Origin of the sequence: Staphylococcus borealis (genome assembly GCF_001224225.1) — a bacterium.
GTDB classification, from domain to species: domain Bacteria; phylum Bacillota; class Bacilli; order Staphylococcales; family Staphylococcaceae; genus Staphylococcus; species Staphylococcus borealis.
In genome coordinates, this window is the sequence record NZ_CUEE01000009.1 from 48,332 (window position 1) to 65,539 (window position 17,208).

Sequence of the window (17,208 nt, forward strand, 5' to 3'; positions counted from 1 at the left end):
TCTTTACGATGACGTGTTTATGTTCAATCTCATTCATTTAATCAATCTCTAGTTTCTTTTCTAGCTTCTGATAAGCTTTCAATATTCTCTTCTTGTTGCTTTTCTTTTTCTTTCTGTCGTTGCTTTTGAACGTCATAATAAATTTTCTCTCGACGTTCCTCTCGAATTCGAGCACGATTTTTAAGTTCCTCTGTTGAATTGTATTCTTTAGAGCTCAATAAAATCGAAGAGCGTTTTGGTGCATCATCTTTACGGTACATGTATGCGCCTGTACGATATGCTGCTCTCGCAACTAAATGCATACCAACTGGTGATGTTAAGTTGATAAAAACAATCGATAATAACAATCTTACACTAAAGAAACTCTGTTGATTCGTAAAGTAAATTAACACGCCTACTAATGTTAATAAGACAGATAACGTCGAACTTTTAGTAGATGCATGACTTCGTAGAAAGACATCTTGAAATTTAACAATTCCAATCGCACTAATCACAGCAATAATACTACCAAGAAATATAAGGAGCGCGGCAATCAACTCAATGATTTCGTTTATTTGTACCATTGAATACACGACCTCCCCCTATAAATCTAGAAATAGATACAGAACTTACAAATGAAATAATGGCAACAAGCATAATAGAATCAAGGAATGACACAGTGTTATAAATCACACTAACCACACCTATAATACACATAATAACAGCACTGGAAGCATCAAATGCTACAACCCTATCTGCTGTTGTAGGTCCTTTGATTAAACGGAATAAGCCAATTATGAACGCTATGCCAAACAATACTAATGCACTTGTAATGAAGAAATTCGTGAGCGTTTCAATCATTGTGTCACCTCCGTAATCAAGTTTTCATATTGTTTTATACTTTTAAGTAGGCTTTCTTTTTCTTTTTCAGAAACATCAATACTGTGTATAAAGAATTTATTCGTTGTCTTTGAAATTCGAATCACTGTCGATCCAGGCGTAATAATGATTAAAATTGTCAAAAAGGTTATGGCCCAATCATTTTTTAATTTCGTTTCATACGTTAATAAGCCCGGATTCATATGATTCGTTTTGAATAAAATGTACTTAATAATACTGATACTAGAAGTAATTAATTGATATAAATATACGCCGAGAAACTTGATAGCTACCCATATCTTTTTAGGATAAAAAGCTTGTCCAAAGAAACGATGCAGTATATAAATTACTATTAAACCAATGATGAAGCCAGATACGAAGGTAGAGAATTGAAATGAGTCTTCATCTTGAAACAGTACCCATAAAAAAGCGATTAATATGTTCAATACAATTTGTCTCATTTATTCCCCTCCTTCAAATGTGTGTTAACAATGCTATGGAAGTAATTATCATCCAAATTCAATTTTGTAGCATTTTCAGTAGCATGCATCACGACTGGTGCTGCAATACCCATTGCAAGTACTACTGCGACTAAGACGCCCAGAATTGTTTTACGATGTTTAGGTAGCGGGTTGAAATCAACCTGTTCACCATCATTATCTCCAAAATACATAATAAATAGAATTCTAAATAAGCTATACATAGCTAATAAACTTGTGATAATCATTAATGCTAAGCCAATGTAATTACCATTTTCAATTGCACCTTGGAAGATTAACACTTTTCCTGGGAAACCACTAAATGGTGGAACGCCTCCAATCGCAAATATCATAACAACAAATGCAACACCAAAGAATGGTTCCTTCTTAGCTAGCCCACATAAGTATTTATATTCACGATAACCAGACATATACACTAAGCTACCTATAATAAAGAACAACATCGTTTTAACGATAATGTCATTAGCTAGATAGAAGATGGCACCATGGACACCTGCAAACGTATTTGAACCTAGACCTAAAATGACAAAACCTATTGATAATATAACTTGATATGAAGCGACTTTCTTAATATCACGATATGCGATAACGCCGAATGCACCTATAAGCATTGTGATACAAGACATAAATACTAGCAATGGATGTGTCACGCCTGTATGTTGGTCAAATAGAAGTGTAAAGAAACGAATCAGTGCGTACGCACCTACTTTCGTCATTAATGCTGCAAATAAAGCTGCAAGTTCAGTGTTAAGTACTGCATAGGCTTTAGGTAACCACATGAAGAGTACCAATGCAGCTTTCGAACCAAATGCCACAATAAAGACAATTGAAATAATAATAATCGCTTTATTGTCATGAATTTGATCTAAGCGTAATGCGACTTGTGAGAAGTTTAATGTTCCAACTGTCTTATATAACAAGCCGATACCAAGTAAGAAAAACCATGAACCTATGATGTTTAATACAACATAAATAATGGCGGCTCTTAATTGTTCGACAGATTGACCTAATGTTACGAGCACGAATGAAGCGAGTAACATAATTTCAAACATAACATATAAGTTGAATAAATCAGATGTTAAGAATGAGCCAATAACACCCGTTGTTAAGAACAAAATAAAGGTAGGCAAGTAGTATCGATTAACACGATCCTCGCCACGTCCAAATCCATAAGACATGATCAGTGTCACAACAAATGATGCGACAGTGACCATAACTAAACTTAAAGTATCACCTAAAAATTGAATACCAAAAGGTGCTGCCCAACCACCAAAATCAAGGGTGATAGGTTTATGCTGTAGCACATAGATTAATAAATAAAGTGAAATAATTGTATTAATAGACATTGTTCCAATGTACAAAATTTTAGATAACATGTTTTTTTCTTTCGTAAAAACAAGCACCAATGCACATAACAATGGTAATAGGATAGGAAGAACTAATAAATTACTGTTCATTGTCATCCTCCTCTCCTCTTAATACATCAATATTAGATTCCTTAGTAACACGGTATGTTCGATAAACAAGCACTAATAGAAATGCAGTCATCGCAAAGCCAATAACAATTGCAGTAAGTACAATCGCCTGCAGTAACGGGTCCACATAATTGGTATTAGGACCATGAATTAACGGTTCTGTCATCTTATTACTATAATGACCCATACTCATAATGATTAGATTCCCGGCATGTGTATAAATCGAAATACCTATAACAATTCGAATTAAGTTGAGTGATAGTATCATGTACGTTCCTATAAATACTAAAAATCCTATCACAAGTAATAATATTAAATTCATGATTTACCACCACTCAAAGCCAACATAATTGTCTCAATAACACCAACAACCGTTAACAATATACCTAATTCAAATAATGTAATTGTTGTTACATGCAATTCACCCAATAAAGGCAAATGAATGTATGCTTCACTTTGATATAGGAACGCTTTACCAAAGAACACTGGCACAATTGCAGTAAGTGCCGAAATGATAGCACCAACAATCATCAATTTTTTAAAATCGATTGGAAGACTTTCTAAAACTTCATCTACATCAAAAGCTAAGAACATTAGGATAAAGGCCGAGCTAAAGATTAGACCACCTATAAAACCGCCACCCGGATTATTATGTCCCGCAAAGAAAACATAAAACCCAAAGGTTAATAATATAAAGACAACGATTTTAGTAACGGTTCTTAACACAACATCATTTTCTTTCATCTTGGCCCCTCCTATCTTTGTAATGTAATAATGTATAAATACCTAAACCAGCTATGATTAAAACAATACCTTCAAACATTGTATCCAATGCTCTGAAATCACCTAAGATTGCATTTACGATATTTTTACCGCCAGTTAATTCATAGGCATTCATATAATATTTAGAAATTGACTCAAAACCATCACCTTGTTGGGCAATAAATATCAGTGTCACGACGGCTCCAGCCATAATAAATGACACGATAATTTTGACAGTTTCCTTTTTCATATTCGCAGTAGTTCGTGCGATGTTTGGCAATCTTGAGAAACTGACAATAAAGAGAATTGTCGTAATTGTTTCTACTACTAATTGCGTTAATGCTAAATCTGGTGCTCTCATTAATAAGAAGAACAATGCCACACTATAACCGATGATGCCATTTAAAATAACCATCGTTAAACGTTGACGAATAAACACTAACGCGATACCAACAATACTGATCATAATGCCTAAAATAACTTCCAATGGGCCAAATTCTGAAACTTCTATTTGATGTAGCTTTGGCAAGCCGACTTGGAATATACCGTAAGCAATTAATAGAGAGAAAATGAGTACTGTAATAATGTTATAGTGGTTTAATCTGTTGTTCATTAAACCGCGGATCATTTGACCAGAATAACGCTCGAAACCTCGATACACATTACGATAAGAAGTTGTTATCGAAGCATACTTAATCACTTGATGCGTTATCGCTTTCCAGTTCACTTTTAACGCTAAAATGAGACCAACTATAATAACAATCACACTAAAAATGAGTGGTAAGTTAATGCCATGCCATTGAGATACGTGCGGTGCTATTGCATCAACGTTGCTACCTAAATTGGTAACATTCCGAAGTGCTGGCAATACTAAACGCTCAGTAAAAACGTTAGGGATAAAGAAAATAACGGGTATCATAACCATTAAAATAATTGCTGGTAAACTAAACAGCCATGGTTCGTGAATGTGTTTCTTAGGCACTTTCTTTTCATCAAATTCTCCCCAAAAAGTTTCTTTAAGCATGTAAACTGCATAGACAAAAGTAAAGATACTCGCGATAACACCAATTGCTACCACAATAATCGTTAACGTTAAACCAAATTGTTGTAATTCGATTGCGCTAACTAGAGAATCAAAGAACATCTCTTTACTCAAGAAACCATTTAATAACGGTACACCTGCCATTGATAACGCAGCGAGTGTCATGACTAAGTTCATTTTCGGGAAGTATTTTCGCATACCACTTAAGCGACGAATATCTCGTGTACCAGCTTCATGGTCAATAATTCCGACACCCATAAATAAAGCACACTTAAATATAGCGTGATTCATTAAATGGAATAAACCTGCGAATAATATGAGTGTGTAGGTTTCTGCCATTATACCTGATGGATGTTGTGCAATGCCTCCACCTAGACCAACCATCGACATAATCATTCCTAATTGACTAATAGTTGAATACGCTAAGATACCTTTTAAATCATATTGTCTCAAGGCTGTTACAGAGCCGAATATCATCGTAATCAATCCAACAAACGTAACAATATAAATATAACTATCACTTAAGCCTAAAATAGGCGTGAATCTAAATAGTAAAAAGATACCAGCTTTAACCATTGTAGCCGAGTGCAAATAAGCACTTACAGGCGTTGGAGCAGCCATGGCTTTAGGTAGCCAAATATGAAATGGAAATTGTGCTGATTTAGTAAAAGCCCCAATTAACAACATTATCATCATTGGTATAAATAGAGCATGTTCGCTAATGCTATGACTTTGTGTAAGTAGTTCTGAAATCGTATTTGTACCAGTAATGATATATAGCATAATAAAACCTGTTAATAAGGCTAAACCACCTAATACGGTAATGATAAATGACTGAATTGCGCCTAATTGACTTTCAGCATTGCTATACCAGTAGGAAATTAATAGAAATGACGATACACTCGTTAATTCCCAAAATACATACATTAAAATAGTGTTGTTTGAAACGACAATACCTAACATACTAAACATGAATAATAATAAATATAAGAAGAAACGTGGCAAGTTATCTCTATTAGCAGATAAATATTGAGTAGCATAGAAAAATACTGCCACCCCTATAATGGAGATAATTAATCCGAACATTAATCCCAGGCCGTCTAATCTGAGGTCAAGATTAACATCAATAGCGGGCATCCATGGAATCTTAAATTCTACAAATTTTCCATTTAAAACACTGGGAATTTGGGTCAAGAAATACCCTGAAGCTAAAATAGGTGCTAACAATGCAATATATCCCGCAAACCGTCTCAATGGTTTAATAAACAACGTCATTAGGACGATTAGCATAATAATGATTAGTCCACCTAGTAAGTATACTAAGCTCATCAAAAGCCTCCTTTTCAATAAAAATTAAATTATAAATTTAAAGCGATAATTGTATGAAGTTCATCATCGGCAGACAACCCGATAAATTTAACCGTTTCTTGTGTTGTCTGATGACCTAAATATTTTTGTATGATTGCAATAGAAATACCCGATTGGTAAGCATGATAAGCAAACGTTTTACGCAAAGTTGTCAAACCAATATGACACAACCCTAATTCTTCAGCCGCATGATGAATGATTCGGTAAGCTTGTTGTCTAGAAAGTTCCTTATGTGTTCTTATTGATTGGAATAATAATTGATTGTCCATAAGGTTATTATATTCAATAAACCGCTTAATCTCTCCACGCAAGTCATTCGGCAACAAGATTTTAATTGCAGGTGCACATGATTGAATCCAAGAAGATTTAATGTCATCTTGATCATCCATTTTGACGTCGTTTACTTTTAAATTTAATAAATCTGTTAAACGTATACCCGTATGTATTGCTAATTTAAATAAAAGATAATCTCTATCTGATTTACGTTTTAATACATCATACATCTTTTTTATATCATCTTTATTTCTGATTGGTTCAACTTGATTCATCTATCCACCTCATAAAAGTTTCTTATTTAATGATAAACCATATTTTAGTAACATGAAACGTTTTTGCTCAAATTTCTTTAAAATAATGTGTCTCTTTTTTGAATTGATTTCGATATATAGAGTGAAAGGAGGTGACAAACACATGAATGAAATTTCACAATTATCTGTTGTTTGTACGCATATCACTCACGATGCAAGTGGCAAAGCAAAAGAAACGAAACGTCGTTTTACAAACTTAAATACAAGAGCCACAGATTCAGAAATCAGATCTTTTGTTAATATCATCGCACATCTGATTAATGAACCATTCGACAAAATTGAAGTCGTTAAAACTCAAGATTTAACTTAATTCAAATCTAAAAATAATTAAGGAGGTATATAATATGACAAAAACTTTAGAACTTGCTTTTAAAACAAATTTAAATAAAACTGCTAAATTGCAATTCCCACAAGTTAACGTTGTTGTATCAGAGGCTGATGCTAAAGATGCCATGGATAATATTATTAAGCTTAATATTTTACAACCCACAGCCGGTACACCGATTAAAGCGACATCTGCTAAATTAATAGATGTTACGAGTACTGTCATTTTCGAAACGAAATAACCTATCACGATTGTGTTATGTCATTGATTTCGAAACAAAGCGATTATTACGCGTCCACATCGAAAATTGGCAGTAATAAATTGAATTGAGAAGGTACTTCAATGATACTGTTCTCAGTTCTAGTCATCCTTGCGAGCGGACCGTAACATCAAACATGCGCCTATAAGCAAGACAAATTGGAGAGTAACAATGAATTCAACTTGAATTCTGTTACTCTCCTTTTTTACTTCAATTCAAAGTCCTACACCTATAATGATGCGCAACGAGACCATTCCGCTACTGTATTTTGAAAATAATATTTAAAATGCGTATAATAATGATGTGTTAATTAAAAAAATGTAGGAGGTCAATTGTGGCATTTTTATTTATACTCGGTATCGTGGCTGGTATGATGGTTCCAATACAAACCTCAATTAATGCTCGTCTAGGACGTTTCACTGAATCAACTTTCTATGCGTCTACCATTTCATTTTTTATAGGTAGTTTATTTTTATTTATATTAAATGTAATTTTTAACCCTAAATTATTTGATGCTTCATTTTATAGTGGCCACACAATAGACTATCATTGGTGGGTTGGTGGTCTGTTAGGCGTTTGTTTCTTAACAGGAAACTTATTATTACTTCCCCGTATAGGTGCAGCATTAACAGTAGTTATGACCGTAGCTGGTCAAATCATCATGGGGGTCTTCATTGATACTTTCGGTTTACTTGGCGCGAGTAATCATCCCTTCACACTTTTAAAAGCAGTAGGCATTTTAATCTTACTCTTCGGTATTTTATTGATGAATGAGATACCTAAAAATAAACTTGAAGAAAAAACAAATCTTATGTTTTATGTATGGCTAATTATCGGATTTATATTTGGCTTTGCACCGCCATTACAAACAACTATTAATAGTGGTTTAGCTCAACAAATGCATAATTCATTGTTTGCGTCACTTGTATCATTTAGCGTTGGCACATTCGCGTTATTCATTCTAACGTTAATATTTAACCGAAGCCTTAAAATTAAAGTCTCACAACCAGATATAGGTAACATCAAGCCTATTCATTTCATTGGTGGTGTATTAGGCGTTATTTTTGTCACTTCAAACATTATTCTAATGCCATTTTTAGGCGCAGCGTTAACTACAATTGTTGCCATGTTGGGACAAATGCTCATGGGCGTATTGATCGATCACTTCGGCTTAGGTGTTCCCAAAAATTCAATAACATTGCGCAAATTCAGTGGATTAATCGCTATTGCCATTGGGATTGTTTTATTACGTCTCTTTTAATTTGTATAACAGAATATTGATATATTTATTCAAAATGTCTTCTTTTCTTAATTGTTGAGAAGACATTTTTTTAATTTAATAATATTGGGAGTGGGACAGAATTCTTTTTAAATTCGTTGTAACCCCAACTTGCTTAGCTTGTAAAATCACTTCCGTGATTTTTTGTGTTGGGGCCCCGCCCACCCCCGCAAGGATGACTAGAACTGAGAAAAGCTTGAATTAAGCGCCTTCTCAGTTCAGTCAGCTACTGCGAATTTGCAAAATAGCTTCATTATATTATTTTTGTCACAACCTCATCACCATTGTATAATCATTGTATAACAACTTTATAGAGGTGATTTTACTGAAGACATTTTTTACCCCATTAAAACTTTTAGTGACTGCACTTATCCTCCTGATTATCTCCTTCGGCTATTATATTTATTCAAAAATACCTAACGAACCAGACACTTCAAAAATAGAAACGCTCACTGCCAAACCTCAATATTCTCTTTCTTTTACTGGTGAACAGCAATCTCAAGAAAGCTTTACTTTATATTTCAATCCTTCTTTAGGCAATGTTGCCTCTTTATTTGTTAAAAATGGTGAAACCATTCATTCTGATGCAGCTTTGATAGACTATTATAACCCTATTCTTGAGAAAATGATTGTCTCTAAAAAGAAAGCTCTAGCTTCTCTTCTCAACCAATCACCGAAACCACCAGGCGGACAACACATAGCGCTAAACACACAAATACTTGAACTTCAAAATCGGCTTCAAACACGTATTCATTCCCCTATTCATGGCAAAGTAACCGTCTTAAATCCACATCCTTCTAAATTAAATACAAAAATAATGCAAATTAATAGCGAAAAACATATTATTCGTGCTAATATAACTGAATCCCAATTAGATCAAATTAAAATAAACCAAGAGGTAAATGTTACAACAAAGCACGCTAAATTATTCACTGGTAAAATTTTATCTATTTCTCAAATTCCTCACAAAGTGGAAAAAGGAGAATCCATTTATCAAGTAGATATTTCCACCCAAGATCATTACCCACTTGGTCGTCATTTCGATATTGATGTTGGGAGTTCTAAAATAGAACTACCTACAAATTCAATATTTGAAAATGATTATATTTTAATTACACAAAATAACAAAATTATTAAAAGAAGAATAGAATATACTAAGAGCCCCAAAAATGGGTATATTATGGTATCCAAAGGATTAAACTTTGGGGATAAAGTTATCGTACACCCTTCATCCTCACTTCTATCCTATTAACCATAAGTTTTTCACAATAAGCTATTCGGAATAAATTTTATTATATAGAGTGAAATAATAATTGTTCTTAATTAATTGATTTTTATCAATTGCTTTGAAATTCAAACAAAGAATATAATAATCAAAATATTGTTTTATTAAGTACTTTTTTGTTTACTTCTTAATTCCATTTAGTTATAATTAACTAAATAATATAGCATTAAATTAATTTAATAAAATTCTTTTAATCTAAATTATTTAAGTATTTTTAACTATTATAGGACGTTATATATAATTTAACGGGCAAAATAGAAAAAGCACACATAAATTGGGGAGGTTTCAAAATGGCAATTTCAAAAATCAATGATTGCTTCGAGTTATTAGCAATGATCACATACGCAGATAAATTAAAAAATATCATCAAAAAAGAATTTTCAATTAGTTTTGAAGAGTTCGCCGTTTTAACATACATTAGTCAAAGTAAAGAAGATGAATATTATTTAAAAGATATTATTAATCACTTAAATTACAAACAACCACAAGTAGTTAAAGCAGTGAAAAATTTATCTCAAGAAGATTACTTTGATAAAAAACGTAATGAACATGATGAAAGAACTGTATTAATCCTTGTTAATAGTACACAACGTAAAAAAATCGATTCATTATTAAATAAAGTAAATACACGTATTGAAGAAGCTAACAAAGAAACTGATTTATAATTTCTTTGTGGCTTTTCTAATTCTATTTGTTTTCGATATACACTTAAAAATCTGGAATCGTATTTCCAGAGAAATACAGTCTGGGAAATAAATTATATAGTAATGCTAATTATCAAATTCGCAGTAGCTGACTGAACTGAGAAGGCGCTTAAATCAAGCTTTTCTCAGTTCTAGTCATCCTTGCGGAGGTGGGCGGGGCCCCAACACAGAGAATTTCACTAAGAAATTCTACAAGCAAAGCAAGTTGGGAGAGGGACGACGAATTCAAAAGAATTCTGTCCCGCTCCCTTATTTATATACTTTTATATTGTTAGCTCGATGCCGATTTTAAGCTAATACATTTAATATAAAACGTGCTGAATACATTCAAAACAATGATAAAAAGACAATTTCTAAATGATTTCAATAGAAACTGTCTTTCTCAAATAACTAAATTTAATGATTTACTTCTACTATCTGCTCAACATTTTCTAAAAAGTTCAAATATAAGACTAGAAACTTATCTTCTTCTTCTACATAGGGTGCATGTCCTGATTCTTCAAATAAAACTTTTTCAACATTTTGGAATCGTTCTTCGATTTTATAATGTTCCTTGTCATTTATAATTGGATCATAACGTCCATTTACAATGAGTGTAGGTACTTTAACGTAATGTGTATACCCTTGATTTACATATGCTGTATTTAAAAGCGCCCTACTAGCTATGGCACTATCCTCAGAATTCTGTTTACTATATAATCGTTGTCGTTGAATCCATTTCATCGCTGATTCTTTTTCTTTATAAATATAAGGGAATAGTAACAGTAGCGCTTCAGATTTATTAAACCCTGCAATTTCATCTTGGTGCTCAATCATTAATTTCGTAAAACCATGAACGATATCTTCAGCTTTAGAGGAGATAATGGTTAAAGATAATACATGTTTTTCATGCTTTTCAGTAAATTCTCTAGCAATAATACCTCCCATATCATGACCTAATATATGTGCTTTCTTTAAGTTTAATTTATTGATTAGTACATATAAATCTTCGACATGATCTTCTAAATCATATGAATCAGGACGTGATGATTTACCATGTCCTCGAACATCGTATGCAATCACTCTATAGTTCTCTTGTAGTTGTTTGTTTAATAAATCAAACGCTGCAGAATTACCATCTAAGCCATGTATTAAGATAACGGGGCTGCCATGTCCTTCATCTTGATAAGCTAATTTTGTTTGGTTTAACGTTTCGATTTTTTTCATGTTGGCACCTCCCTTAATTGTTACTATACCCACTTCTTTAAAAGTTACGCTATGAATGTTCTTAACTTTATTTCATAAATTATTATATAAAATTAATATTTAAACAAAAAAAACAATCACCTCAAAAATACAGGTGATTGTCTATGTGTTAAGAACTAAACCCTAGTTCTCGATGATAATTTAATTGTGTAAAAAATAATGAGTACAACTATTAAAATCCAAATAACTAAAGAAAAGATTTGTGCAATCTCAGGTTTTGTGATTACAGCATCAACCGTCTTTTGACAAAATAACAAGCCAATAGCTGTGTACTCCATCTTTTTAAAGAAAATACCTATTAAACTTAATATAATACCTATAAAAAAGACAACTTGATGACTATAAATAGTGATTGGAACGATTCCCCAGTTTAAATTAAACGCACGCATAATAATTAAGATTAATGCAATAATGGCGACTGTATATCCTAATATCATTTCAAAACGGTTACTATAGAGAAATTTCTTCTTATCAATCCGTATATTGATAAAAATCGTTAACGGAAAAATAATAATACAATAGAAAATTGAAATAGCTGTCGCCGCCTGGAATGGCACGTATTGTTTATCATAAAGATACGAAATTAAAATAAAATTCATAATAAAGAAAATAACAGGATTCGTTTGTAACCCAAATAAATTCCGTTGAATAATCAAAATAATTTGTGCTGGAGATTTACCTCTATAATCTAGATAATCTTGATCTTTTGATTCAGATTTCTTCAAATCTGTACGCAAATTTTCTTTAATATCATCGATTAAATTAGGTGCCATCCCTTTATGACTAAAGTAATCATTTATATTCTCAAGTAACACTTTATCATTGGTTCTCATAGGTTACTCCTTTGCTATAGTTTCGTTAGATTGACACGAATAGTTAATGGTTCAATTTAAAATTTTATCATACATTGACGTTATTTTCTGTTTAACCATAAAAAAATAGGAGCAAGACGTCATTTAAAAGTTTGCATTTGACGTCGTACTCCTAGTGATTGATTGATAACATATATAGAATTTTAATTATTTAGCAAGATCAATACGATATAATTTGATGTTTTTATCTTGTGGTGAGTTTGAGCCAAATTGATAGCTTGTGTTACCTTTTTGGATATAACCAAAGTTACCACTTACTTTGTTATATTGAACACGCGCAATCGCATTTTGTCCTAAGCTTTTTTTCACTTGGTTATACGTTGGGCCATTGGCTTCATTATAAGTCATAGAAATTCTTGTAACATGGCCTTGGTTCTTCTTACCTACTGCAGTTACTACCAGTAAACCTTTATTAGTGCGATATTCATAATACCCTTCATTGTTACTTGGATTTTTAGAATAAATCGGTGTACCGTATTTGTTTGTAACATTTTTGATTGATTCGCCAAGCGTAATATTTTCTAGAGATTTTTGACCTTGTGTTAATTGTTGAACTGTTTGAATTGTATTGCCGCTAGCTGCTTCAGCATGATTAACGCTTACTCCTGTCATTACTAGTCCTGAGACTAAAAATGCCGCTACTAATTTTTTCATAAGCACTCTCTCCTTTATCTTGTTTCTCGTCTTGTGCTTATTCATAGTATACCCTAATTATTACTTAAATAACAGTATTATTACAAAAATATTACAAATTAAGTTATTTTATGTAACAAAAAAGTTTTGGCGGCGTTTTTGAAACCCGTCATTAGTGCTCAGGCATAAATTTCTTAATAAATGGTGTTACATCTTCAACAAATTTCTCTTTTTCTTCTTCAAAAGGATATAGACTTGATTGTGCATAAACATCAAACTGCGCCTCTTTTATTAAATCGGCTACTTCTTTAGATTCAAGTGTTGTAATACGCTCACCATGTTCACCTGCAATGATTAACGTTGGTTTCGTCACACGTTCAAATACATTTGATATTGCCGCCTCTTTAAACACATCTTCAACCGCTTGCGTTTCTTCTTTAGTAGAAATCGCATTAGTATCTTCAACATGTTTTAAAAACTTATTCACTTTTCTTGGTTTATGATAACGACGCTTTTCTAAGAATTTGTTTTGTTTTTCATCGTCCCAGTTACGAATTTTATGAGAGTACTTTCTAAATAAACGTTCCTCAGGCAACTCGCCTTCAATGGATGTTGGTGTCACCATAATGAGTGATGATACATAATTAGGATAGCGTTCTGCTAAATCAGCAATAATCGCTGCCCCCATCTCATGTCCTACAAATGCTGCTTCGTCTATATACAAGTAATCCAATAATTGTATAATATCATCTGCAAATTCATTAAATTTAATCTCTCTTGGTTTATCTGAATAGCCATGTCCTCTTAAATCAAGTAAGACAACTTGAAAAGACTTTGCCAAATCTTTTGCTAAATTTTGAAATATAGAAGCATTTTCATATGCAGTATGTACTAAGACGACAGGGTAACCCTCACCCATAGTATCGTAATGTAGAGATAAACCACCTTTTCTAGTAAATAAATCCATCTTATGCATCTCCTCCTTGTTTGATTTGAATTGGTAATATTGATAATAATTCTTCACTCGTTGTAATAATAAAATCAACTTCTTCTTCTAAAGGTTCTAATTCAGCGTCATCATGTTTAAACCACACACTTACCATGCCCATCGCACGTGCTGGTGCTACATCATTTAAAGCATCATCACCGACATACATAATTTCTTCTGGCTGAACATCTAATTGGTGAATCATATCTTCAAATATTTTAGGATGGGGTTTACGAAATCCTACTGTTTCAGAAGTTGATAAATAATTAATCACGTGCCCTAAACCTAATGAATGTAAACGAAACTGTTTAATTTTAGATTTACCATTTGCAATCACACCTAAAACATAATCGCTTTGCGATAATTTCTCTAAAGTATATAACGTGTCATAATAAGGGAAGACATAGCGATAGAAATGCATTTCAAAATCATTAAACAGATCTTTCCACGTTAAACGATCGATATGAAACTGCTTAATAATTACCTTATATAAATCGGGTTTATCATTATCTTCATCATCATCTAATTCAATAAATTTCTGTTTAAAATCCGCTAATTGAACGTGTACGAAATAATCATGAAATCGTTCATATTGTTCCTCAATGAATTTATCACGAGATTTTGTTCTATCTAATAATGTACCTTCTAAATCAAACACAACTGCTTTTATATGACTTAAGTCCATTGTCAATTCCCTCTTAACTCTATAATTATTCTTATTTTATCAAAAAGTCTTCTTTAAGATAATAACGCAACATAGGTATGCTGTGATCAAATGTGTATTTAAGCATGTCTAGATTGTTTAAGCAAAATGTAAAACAATGTTGGAATACCAATTAAAGCCAATATAATACTAGCAGGTATCTGTACAGGATGAATTAACGTACTGCCTACCCAATCTGCAATTAACATCATTGTAGCACCGATTAAACAATTTAATACCATGTGAATTCCTAACGTAAATCGCCAATAATAACGTCTTACCAATTGGGGTACAACCATACCGATGAAACCAATAATCCCCGTATAAGCCACTGCAACTGCCGTTATCATAGACGCTAAAGTAAGTACGATAAACATCACTTGTTGCACATTTAAACCTAATGATTGACTCTTCAACTCACCTAATTGTAATAACTTAATCCCCGGTATCATAGTAAATAAAATGATGATAAAAGGTATAGCTATTAGTCCTATGTAAATGACTTCTCTCGTTTCTGCCGCCGCGAATCCCCCGAAGAAGTAATTTGCGATTTGATTCATCTTACTAGGTTTAATTAACACAAGAATATACAAGAATGCATTAAAAAGTGCGCCAATCATCAATCCAGTAATAATAAGAATCTTCACCGGATAACCACGAGATATAGTTGCTGCAATCATCAATACAATTAATAGTGTGATAATACTGATACCAATTGAAAAGATAGGTACCCAAATAAAAGATAATCCTAAAAAAATGGCTAAACCTGAGCCAAACGTTGCACCACTAGCCAATCCTAATGTAAAACTATCCGCTAATGGGTTATTCAACACAGTCTGAAACATATGGCCTGCTAAAGTTAGTATTGCACCCGTTAACATAGCTTCAATAATTCGTGGCAATCTAACTTTCAACAATATCATTTGATTAAATGAATCTGCTAAATTACCCATATCCCATAATAAATAGAGTGTTATCACACCAATTAAACAGATAATCCAACCTAGCATTGTGAAATAAATATTCCTTGTCATTTTATCAACTCATCAACTATCTTTCTATAATTTCTTCTATTATAACTGATGATATAAAAGAATGGGACTGGAACAGAATTCTTTTAAAATTCGTCGTCCACTCCCAGCTTGCTTAGCTTGTAGAATTTCTTCATGAAATGCTTTTTATTGAGGCTTCAGCCACGTAAAGATAAGCACTTAATATCAAGCGTCTTCTCTATTTAGTTAGTCACTACGAATGTGCAGTGTTACCTTTTAATAGCCATTTATCGTTTATAAATGGCATCACGTAATTCTTTCAAACCTTCATCAATACGAGGACCCGGACGTGAAATTTCATCACCATTCACAGTTTCAATACGTCCATTTTTCACTGCCTTAATTTGACGGAAGCCATCACGCTTTTTAATGATTTTATAGTAATCTGATTTAGACAGGCCCTCTGTAGAGATCAGAATGTCTGGGTTCTTTTTGATGATACTTTCTTTATCTACTGGCTTCCAACCTTCTATATTTGAAAAGCTATTTTTAGCATCTAATTGTGTCAACATGTCATTGAAAAATGTATGTTTACCCGCTGTATAGATTTCTGGTTTAGAAGACACTTCCATGAAAACAGATTGTGATTTGTGATGTCTAGGCACTGACTTGATTACTTTGTCAACGTTATGCTTCGTTTCATCTACAAGGTCTTGCGCTTCACGTTCACGTCCAGTGACTTTACCTATCTGTTTAAAAGTATCATATGTTTGATTTAATGATTGTGCATCTTTCACATAAACCACTTTGACACCATTTTTTTCAAGACTATCTAACACTTTTTTTGACGTCCCTTTTTGAGATTCATGCGCCAATATTAAATCTGGTTTCGCCTTTAACAATGCTTCTTTATTTAAATTCATTGCATCAAATTGTTTCTTACCTTCTTTAACATCTTTAGGATAATCATCTACTGTTGAAACACCAACAATATCTTTCCCAAGTCCTAATTCATAAAGAATTTCCGTGTTACTAGGCATAAGTGACACGATACGATGATATGACTGATTTTTTGAATTTGAATCTGATTTATTACTCTCATTGTTTGCTTGTTTGTGTTGATTATTTTGACCACAAGCGACAAGTACAAGCATCATTATACATAGTACTATCCACATTTTTTTATTTAACACGACTACACATTCCTTTCTATCTTTTGTATATGTATGCATTAATCATAACAAATATTATTCAATATTAATTTAACTTTTTTATATTTAATTGTGTAATTTTATATTATCACTTATTTTGAGAAATAATCAGTAGTAAAA

General features: G+C 32.6%; 20 protein-coding genes. 5 read left to right on the forward strand and 15 right to left on the reverse strand.

Features of this window, described 5'->3' with window-relative positions; all coding sequences use genetic code 11:
• Positions 1–41: 41 nt before the first annotated feature.
• Genes AK212_RS10320 through AK212_RS10355 form a run of 8 tightly spaced genes read right to left on the reverse strand, consistent with a single transcriptional unit; the run spans position 42 to position 6,553 of the window.
• On the reverse strand, positions 42–563 hold the full coding sequence (locus AK212_RS10320) for a Na+/H+ antiporter subunit G (RefSeq protein WP_053030709.1): 522 nt from the start codon (positions 561–563) through the stop codon (positions 42–44).
• Positions 538–840 carry a Na+/H+ antiporter Mnh2 subunit F gene (gene mnhF2, locus AK212_RS10325; RefSeq protein WP_053030711.1) on the reverse strand — a complete coding sequence of 101 codons (303 nt, stop codon included), beginning with the start codon at positions 838–840 and terminating at the stop codon, positions 538–540. Before mnhF2 ends, AK212_RS10320 begins: the two co-directional genes overlap by 26 nt.
• Complete coding sequence (gene mnhE2, locus AK212_RS10330) at positions 837–1,319, reverse strand: Na+/H+ antiporter Mnh2 subunit E (RefSeq protein WP_053030713.1); 483 nt, start codon at positions 1,317–1,319, stop codon at positions 837–839. The genes mnhF2 and mnhE2 overlap by 4 nt, the downstream gene beginning before the upstream one ends.
• Positions 1,316–2,815 carry a Na+/H+ antiporter Mnh2 subunit D gene (gene mnhD2 / locus AK212_RS10335; protein WP_053030715.1) on the reverse strand — a complete coding sequence of 500 codons (1,500 nt, stop codon included), beginning with the start codon at positions 2,813–2,815 and terminating at the stop codon, positions 1,316–1,318. The genes mnhE2 and mnhD2 overlap by 4 nt, the downstream gene beginning before the upstream one ends.
• Positions 2,805–3,155, reverse strand: coding sequence for a Na+/H+ antiporter Mnh2 subunit C (gene mnhC2 / locus AK212_RS10340; protein ID WP_053030717.1), 351 nt, complete (start codon positions 3,153–3,155; stop codon positions 2,805–2,807). The genes mnhD2 and mnhC2 overlap by 11 nt, the downstream gene beginning before the upstream one ends.
• Positions 3,152–3,577: a Na+/H+ antiporter Mnh2 subunit B gene (mnhB2, locus tag AK212_RS10345; RefSeq protein WP_053030719.1), complete on the reverse strand. Its 426-nt coding sequence runs from the start codon at positions 3,575–3,577 to the stop codon at positions 3,152–3,154. Before mnhB2 ends, mnhC2 begins: the two co-directional genes overlap by 4 nt.
• On the reverse strand, positions 3,564–5,966 hold the full coding sequence (locus AK212_RS10350; protein WP_053030721.1) for a DUF4040 family protein: 2,403 nt from the start codon (positions 5,964–5,966) through the stop codon (positions 3,564–3,566). Before AK212_RS10350 ends, mnhB2 begins: the two co-directional genes overlap by 14 nt.
• 29 nt (positions 5,967–5,995) lie before the next feature.
• Positions 5,996–6,553, reverse strand: coding sequence for a tyrosine-type recombinase/integrase (locus AK212_RS10355; protein ID WP_053030723.1), 558 nt, complete (start codon positions 6,551–6,553; stop codon positions 5,996–5,998).
• 142 nt (positions 6,554–6,695) lie between these two features.
• Here AK212_RS10355 and sroA point away from each other — a divergent pair, with 142 nt between their 5' ends.
• The 5 genes from sroA to sarA all read left to right on the forward strand — a co-directional run bounded on the left by sroA (position 6,696) and on the right by sarA (position 10,405).
• Positions 6,696–6,902, forward strand: a complete 207-nt coding sequence (sroA, locus tag AK212_RS10360; protein ID WP_053030725.1) for a sigS mRNA-stabilizing protein SroA — start codon at positions 6,696–6,698, stop codon at positions 6,900–6,902.
• A gap of 34 nt (positions 6,903–6,936) precedes the next feature.
• Positions 6,937–7,158, forward strand: coding sequence for a DUF2922 domain-containing protein (locus AK212_RS10365; protein WP_053030728.1), 222 nt, complete (start codon positions 6,937–6,939; stop codon positions 7,156–7,158).
• A gap of 352 nt (positions 7,159–7,510) precedes the next feature.
• Positions 7,511–8,437, forward strand: a complete 927-nt coding sequence (locus AK212_RS10370; protein ID WP_053030730.1) for a DMT family transporter — start codon at positions 7,511–7,513, stop codon at positions 8,435–8,437.
• Between the two features lie 376 nt (positions 8,438–8,813).
• Positions 8,814–9,707 (forward strand): efflux RND transporter periplasmic adaptor subunit, encoded by an 894-nt coding sequence (locus tag AK212_RS10375; RefSeq protein WP_244881441.1) that lies wholly within the window; start codon positions 8,814–8,816, stop codon positions 9,705–9,707.
• Between the two features lie 323 nt (positions 9,708–10,030).
• Positions 10,031–10,405, forward strand: coding sequence for a global transcriptional regulator SarA (gene sarA / locus AK212_RS10380; RefSeq protein WP_053030732.1), 375 nt, complete (start codon positions 10,031–10,033; stop codon positions 10,403–10,405).
• A 435-nt stretch (positions 10,406–10,840) separates the two neighbouring features.
• Here the strand turns inward: sarA and AK212_RS10385 are convergent, their stop codons facing one another.
• From AK212_RS10385 to AK212_RS10415, 7 genes are all read right to left on the reverse strand, one after another.
• Positions 10,841–11,650, reverse strand: coding sequence for an alpha/beta fold hydrolase (locus AK212_RS10385; RefSeq protein WP_053030734.1), 810 nt, complete (start codon positions 11,648–11,650; stop codon positions 10,841–10,843).
• Between the two features lie 155 nt (positions 11,651–11,805).
• Positions 11,806–12,522: a hypothetical protein gene (locus AK212_RS10390; protein ID WP_053030736.1), complete on the reverse strand. Its 717-nt coding sequence runs from the start codon at positions 12,520–12,522 to the stop codon at positions 11,806–11,808.
• A gap of 186 nt (positions 12,523–12,708) precedes the next feature.
• Positions 12,709–13,215, reverse strand: coding sequence for an SA0570 family protein (locus AK212_RS10395; protein WP_053030738.1), 507 nt, complete (start codon positions 13,213–13,215; stop codon positions 12,709–12,711).
• A 151-nt stretch (positions 13,216–13,366) separates the two neighbouring features.
• Positions 13,367–14,161 (reverse strand): alpha/beta fold hydrolase, encoded by a 795-nt coding sequence (locus tag AK212_RS10400; RefSeq protein ID WP_053030740.1) that lies wholly within the window; start codon positions 14,159–14,161, stop codon positions 13,367–13,369.
• A gap of 1 nt (position 14,162) precedes the next feature.
• Positions 14,163–14,867: an HAD family hydrolase gene (locus AK212_RS10405; protein ID WP_053030742.1), complete on the reverse strand. Its 705-nt coding sequence runs from the start codon at positions 14,865–14,867 to the stop codon at positions 14,163–14,165.
• Positions 14,868–14,965: 98 nt separating this feature from the next.
• On the reverse strand, positions 14,966–15,919 hold the full coding sequence (locus AK212_RS10410) for a FecCD family ABC transporter permease (RefSeq protein WP_053030745.1): 954 nt from the start codon (positions 15,917–15,919) through the stop codon (positions 14,966–14,968).
• Between the two features lie 245 nt (positions 15,920–16,164).
• Entirely contained in the window at positions 16,165–17,055 is an 891-nt protein-coding gene (locus AK212_RS10415; RefSeq protein WP_174841474.1) for an ABC transporter substrate-binding protein, read from the reverse strand.
• Positions 17,056–17,208 lie beyond the last annotated feature (153 nt).